This window comes from Methylobacterium sp. B1 (assembly GCF_000333255.1).
In the GTDB taxonomy this organism is placed as follows: Bacteria; Pseudomonadota; Alphaproteobacteria; order Rhizobiales; family Beijerinckiaceae; genus Methylobacterium; species Methylobacterium fujisawaense.
The window spans coordinates 1-4,531 of the sequence record NZ_BACT01000908.1 but is presented as its reverse complement, the minus strand read 5'-3'; the positions used below and the strand labels follow the sequence as shown (position 1 = coordinate 4,531).

Sequence of the window (4,531 nt, the reverse complement as noted above, 5' to 3'; positions counted from 1 at the left end):
CGAGCTGGTCATCGGGCCGATCTGTCCGTGCCGATGGATATCGCGCCGAAATATGCCGGCACCGCCAGCGGGTTGATGAATACCGGCTCGGCCGTGGCCGCGATCGTCTCGCCGATCGTCTTCGGCGTGATCGTCGACATGACGGGGAGCTGGACGCTGCCCTTCGTCGGTTCGATCGGCCTGTGCCTGCTCGGTGCGGCGCTGGCCTTCACGATGCACCCCGAGCGGGAATTCGTGGATCCCGCCCCGCCACTCGATGGTCGCGTGGGCTCCGTGGCGGCCGGGGAGTAGCGCGCGATGGCGGAAGCGATGAAACGGTCCGGTCCGCTCGCCGGGATGCGGGTGATCGAACTCGCCCACATCATGGCCGGTCCGGTCTGCGGGCTGATGCTCGCCGACATGGGCGCGGAGGTGATCAAGGTCGAGAAGATGGACGGCGACGACACGCGTCGCACCGTTCCGCCGGCCCTGGAAGGCGAGAGCGCCGCCTACATGATGATGAACCGCGGCAAGCGCGGCATCAGTCTCGACCTGAAGGACCCGGACGGTGTCGCGGTCCTGCGCCGCCTGCTCAAGGGGGCCGACGCGCTGATCGAGAACTACCGCGGCGGCACGATGGAGCGCCTCGGGATCGGCTACGAGACGCTGCGCGAGGAATTCCCGGCTCTCGTCTACTGCTCGCTCTCCGGCTTCGGCCGCACCGGTCCTTATGCGGAGCGGGCCGGCTTCGACCTCGTGGCGCAGGGCATGAGCGGGCTCATGTCGATCACGGGGGAGGGCCCGGGGCGGCCCCCGATGAAGTGCGGACCGCCGGTGACCGACATCACCGCCGGCATCCTGGCCGCCATGGGCGTTCTGGCGGCCTACTCGAACCGGCTCCGGACCGGAAAGGGCCAGGCTGTCGACACCTCGCTGTTCGAGGCCGGCATCACCCACACCTACTGGCAATCGGCCATCGCCATGGCGACCGGGATCGCGCCGGGACCGATGGGCTCGGCCCATCCGCTGAACGCGCCCTACGAGGCCTTCGAGACCGCCGATGGCTGGATCACGATCGGGGCGGCCAACCAGACCAACTGGCTGCGCCTGCTGAAGGCGATCGGCGCCGAGGCCCTCGCCGATGATCCGCGCTTCGCCGTCAACCGCGACCGGATGATCAACCGGCAGGACCTCGCCGGTACCCTCGCGCCGATCTTCCGGGCCCACAGCTCGGCCGAATGGCTCGCCCGGCTCGAAGCCGGCGGCGTCCCGGCCGGGCCGGTGCTCGACGTCAACGCCATGCACCGGGATCCGCAGGCCCTCGCCCGCGAGATGGTGGTGGAGGTCGAACACCCGCGGGTCGGCCGCATGAAGACCCTCGGCCTGCCGGTCAAGTTCTCGGAGACCCCGGGGCGCGTGCATGGGCCGGCCCCGTTGCTTGGCGAGCATTCCCGGGCGATCCTGGCGGAGGCCGGATACGCCTCGGCCGAGATCGACGCGCTGATCGCGCGCGGCGTGGTCCGCGAGACCGCGGCCTGACCCCGCCACCCGGAGACCCCGCGCATGAGTGCCACGCCCGCCACCGACGAACTGCTGTTCACGACCGATGAGGCCGGCATCGCCCGCATCGTCCTGAATCGGCCGCAGGCCCGCAACGCGCTCACCTTCGCGATGTATCAGGGCCTGATCACCTGCTGCGAGGCGATCGCCGGGAATCCGGCCATCAAGGCGCTGATCATCACCGGGGCCGGCGAGAAGGCTTTCGCGGCCGGCACCGACATCGCCCAGTTCCGCAGCTTCAGCACGGCGGAGGATGCGCTGGGCTACGAGCGGTTCATGGACAAGGTGCTGGGCTCCCTGGAGCGGCTGCGGGTTCCGACCATCGCGGCCATCGCGGGTGCGTGCACGGGCGGCGGCGCGGCCATCGCGGCGGCCTGCGACCTCCGCATCGCCACCCGCGATGCCCGCTTCGGCTTCCCCATCGCCCGGACGCTGGGCAATTGCCTGAGCCAGGGCAATCTGAAGCGGCTTTCCGGTCTGATCGGGCCGGCACGGGTGAAGGACATCATCTTCACCGCCCGCCTGGTCGGGGCCGAGGAGGCGCTGGCCATCGGGCTGATCGGCGAGATGGTGGACGATCGCGCCGCGCTCACCGAGCGGGTCGATACCCTGGCGCAGCTCCTCGCCAACCACGCGCCGCTGACCATGCAGGCGACCAAGGAAGGGCTCCGGCGGCTGGCGGAGGAGGAGGCTGTCGCCGAGGGCGCGCCACATCCCGGCGATGACCTGATCCTCATGTGCTACATGAGCCAGGATTTCCGCGAAGGCATGGAGGCCTTCCTGGGCAAGCGCCCGCCCAACTGGACCGGGCGCTGAGGGCAGCCCTCAGGTCGGCAGCGCGCAGACATCGACCCACGCGGCATCTGTCAACGCGGCCATCCGCGTCGGCGCGATCCGCACGGAGCTGTGGGTGCCGCCGGCGGCCGGCACCACCTCGTCGAACGCTTGGAGCGAGACGTCGCAGTAGACGGGCAGGGGCGTGGCCAGGCCGAACGGGCAGACGCCGCCCACCGGGTGGCCGGTGACCGCTTCGACCTCGCCGAGATCGAGCATCCTCACCTTGCCGCCGAAGACGGCCTTGGCCTTCCTGTTGTCGAGACGCGCGTCGCCACGGGTGACGACGAGAGCGACATGATCGCCCACGCGGATCGACAGGGTTTTGGCGATCTGCGCCGGAGCGACGCCATGGCCCTCGGCCGCCTCGGCGACGGTCGCGGTGCTGGCCTCGAGCTCGATGACCGCGATGTCGGGCGCCTTCTCGGCGAAGAAGGCGCGCACGGATGCGAGACTCATGATTCGTTCCGAAGCTTCGATCAGGGCAGTGCGGGAAGCCCGCTGCCATAGGCGCACCGGCACGCTTCAGCCATCGCCTGGACGCGACCCGCCGGTGCGTGGGAGGTGGCGCTCGCGCGGCTGCACCCCGGCATGCGGCAGGCCCTTCCCCGGACGGAGAAGGGCCTGCCTGAGGAATCGATGCTTCGGTCCGCCTACCGTGTGGTCGCCAGCAGCAGGTCCGGGAGCCACAGGGCGATGCCCGGGACGAGGCACAGGATCAGGATCGCCACCGCCATCAGGATCACGAAGGGCAACGTCCCCCAGATGATGTCCGACAGCGGGATGTCGGGGGCGATGTTCTTGATGACGAAGATGTTCAGGCCCACCGGCGGGTGGATCAGGCCCATCTCCATGGTGATGGTCATCACCACGCCGAACCACACGAGGTCGAAGCCGGCAGCCTTGAGCGGCGGCAGGATGATCGGCGCCGTCATCAGGATGATCGAGACCGGCGGCAGGAAGAAGCCCAGCGCGATCACCAACGCCAGGATGGTCAGCAGCAGCAGCCAGGGCGAGAGCTGCATCGCGACGATCGCGGCGGCGGCCGATTGCGAGATGTGCAGGTAGCTCATCACGTAGGCGTAGAGCAGCGACATGCCGATGATCAGCATCAGCATGGTCGATTCCCGCAGGGTCGCGGTCAGGATCGGCGTGACGTCGCGGAACCGCCAGACGCCGTAGATCGCGGCGATGAGCGCCAGCGCCATCAGGCCGCCGAGACCCGCGGTTTCCGAGGGCGTGGCGTAGCCGCCGTAGAGCGCCACCATCACGCCGGTGAGCAGGACCACGAAGGGCAGGACCCGCGGTAGCGTCGAGAAGCGCTGCGCCATGCTGTACTGATCGTCGGCCAGGATCGGCGAGGCCGGTCCGCCACGCTCCATCACGGCCTTGGCCGCGGCGTATTCCGAGCGGAAGCGCACGATCGACCACGCCGCGAACAGGGCCACGAGCAGCAGCCCGGGTCCGATGCCGGCGAGGAACAGGCGTCCGAGCGACTGCTCGGCCGCCACCGCGTACAGGATCATGGTGATCGAAGGCGGCAGCAGGATTCCGAGCGTGCCGCCCGCCGCGATGATCCCGGCGGCGAAGCCCGGCGAGTAGCCGCGCTTGCGCATCTCCGGGATGCCGGCCGAGCCGATCGCCGAGCAGGTTGCCGGGCTCGAGCCCGCCATGGCGGCGAACAGCGCACAGGCGAACACGTTGGCGATGCCGAGACCGCCCGGGATGCGGTGCATCCAGGCGTGCATGGCCGAGTAGAGGTCCTGCCCGGCCTTGGACCGGCCGATGGCCGCACCCTTCAGGATGAAGAGCGGGATCGACAGCAGGGTGATGGAGGCCATCTCCTCGTAGACGTTCTGCGCCACCGTATCGAGGGAGGCGCCGGGCATGAACGCCACCATGAAGGCGAGCGCCACGAAGCCGAGGGCGAAGGCGATGGGGATGCCCGAGAGCATCGCACCCAGGGTCGCGCCCGCGTACAGGAAGCCGATCGCGGCCGTGCTCATCGTTCAACCTTCGCGGAAACGGTCTGACCCATCGGATCCGGTCCTCGAGGCGCAACCTCGGGCGCCCCGTGCATGTCGCGGTTGACGTCGGCCCCGAGCCCGATCTTGGGCTGTGCCCAGCCGGCGGCCCGCGGCCCGTAGGCCAAGCCCTC

4 protein-coding genes and 1 pseudogene are annotated in these 4,531 nt (G+C 69.7%); 3 read left to right on the top strand and 2 right to left on the bottom strand.

Features of this window, described 5'->3' with window-relative positions; translation table 11 throughout:
• The 3 genes and pseudogenes from I53_RS25700 to I53_RS25690 all read left to right on the top strand — a co-directional run.
• Positions 1–291 (top strand): annotated as a pseudogene (locus I53_RS25700) (MFS transporter); the annotation flags it as partial.
• A gap of 6 nt (positions 292–297) precedes the next feature.
• Positions 298–1,518 (top strand): CaiB/BaiF CoA-transferase family protein, encoded by a 1,221-nt coding sequence (locus I53_RS25695; RefSeq protein ID WP_043356163.1) that lies wholly within the window; start codon positions 298–300, stop codon positions 1,516–1,518.
• A 24-nt stretch (positions 1,519–1,542) separates the two neighbouring features.
• Complete coding sequence (locus I53_RS25690; RefSeq protein WP_043356161.1) at positions 1,543–2,355, top strand: enoyl-CoA hydratase/isomerase family protein; 813 nt, start codon at positions 1,543–1,545, stop codon at positions 2,353–2,355.
• A gap of 9 nt (positions 2,356–2,364) precedes the next feature.
• Here I53_RS25690 and I53_RS25685 read toward each other — a convergent pair whose 3' ends face one another.
• Both I53_RS25685 and I53_RS25680 read right to left on the bottom strand, forming a co-directional pair.
• Positions 2,365–2,832 carry a YbaK/EbsC family protein gene (locus I53_RS25685; RefSeq protein ID WP_043356159.1) on the bottom strand — a complete coding sequence of 156 codons (468 nt, stop codon included), beginning with the start codon at positions 2,830–2,832 and terminating at the stop codon, positions 2,365–2,367.
• A gap of 194 nt (positions 2,833–3,026) precedes the next feature.
• Positions 3,027–4,379: a TRAP transporter large permease gene (locus I53_RS25680; protein ID WP_043356157.1), complete on the bottom strand. Its 1,353-nt coding sequence runs from the start codon at positions 4,377–4,379 to the stop codon at positions 3,027–3,029.
• Positions 4,380–4,531 lie beyond the last annotated feature (152 nt).

What these genes read in the sequence shown, in the direction of transcription:
- I53_RS25685 (WP_043356159.1), bottom strand. Translation starts at nt 2,832, where the DNA reads ATGAGTCTCGCATCCGTGCGCGCCTTCTTCGCCGAGAAGGCGCCCGAC.
- I53_RS25695 (WP_043356163.1), top strand. Translation starts at nt 298, where the DNA reads ATGGCGGAAGCGATGAAACGGTCCGGTCCGCTCGCCGGGATGCGGGTG.
- I53_RS25690 (WP_043356161.1), top strand. Translation starts at nt 1,543, where the DNA reads ATGAGTGCCACGCCCGCCACCGACGAACTGCTGTTCACGACCGATGAG.
- I53_RS25680 (WP_043356157.1), bottom strand. Translation starts at nt 4,379, where the DNA reads ATGAGCACGGCCGCGATCGGCTTCCTGTACGCGGGCGCGACCCTGGGT.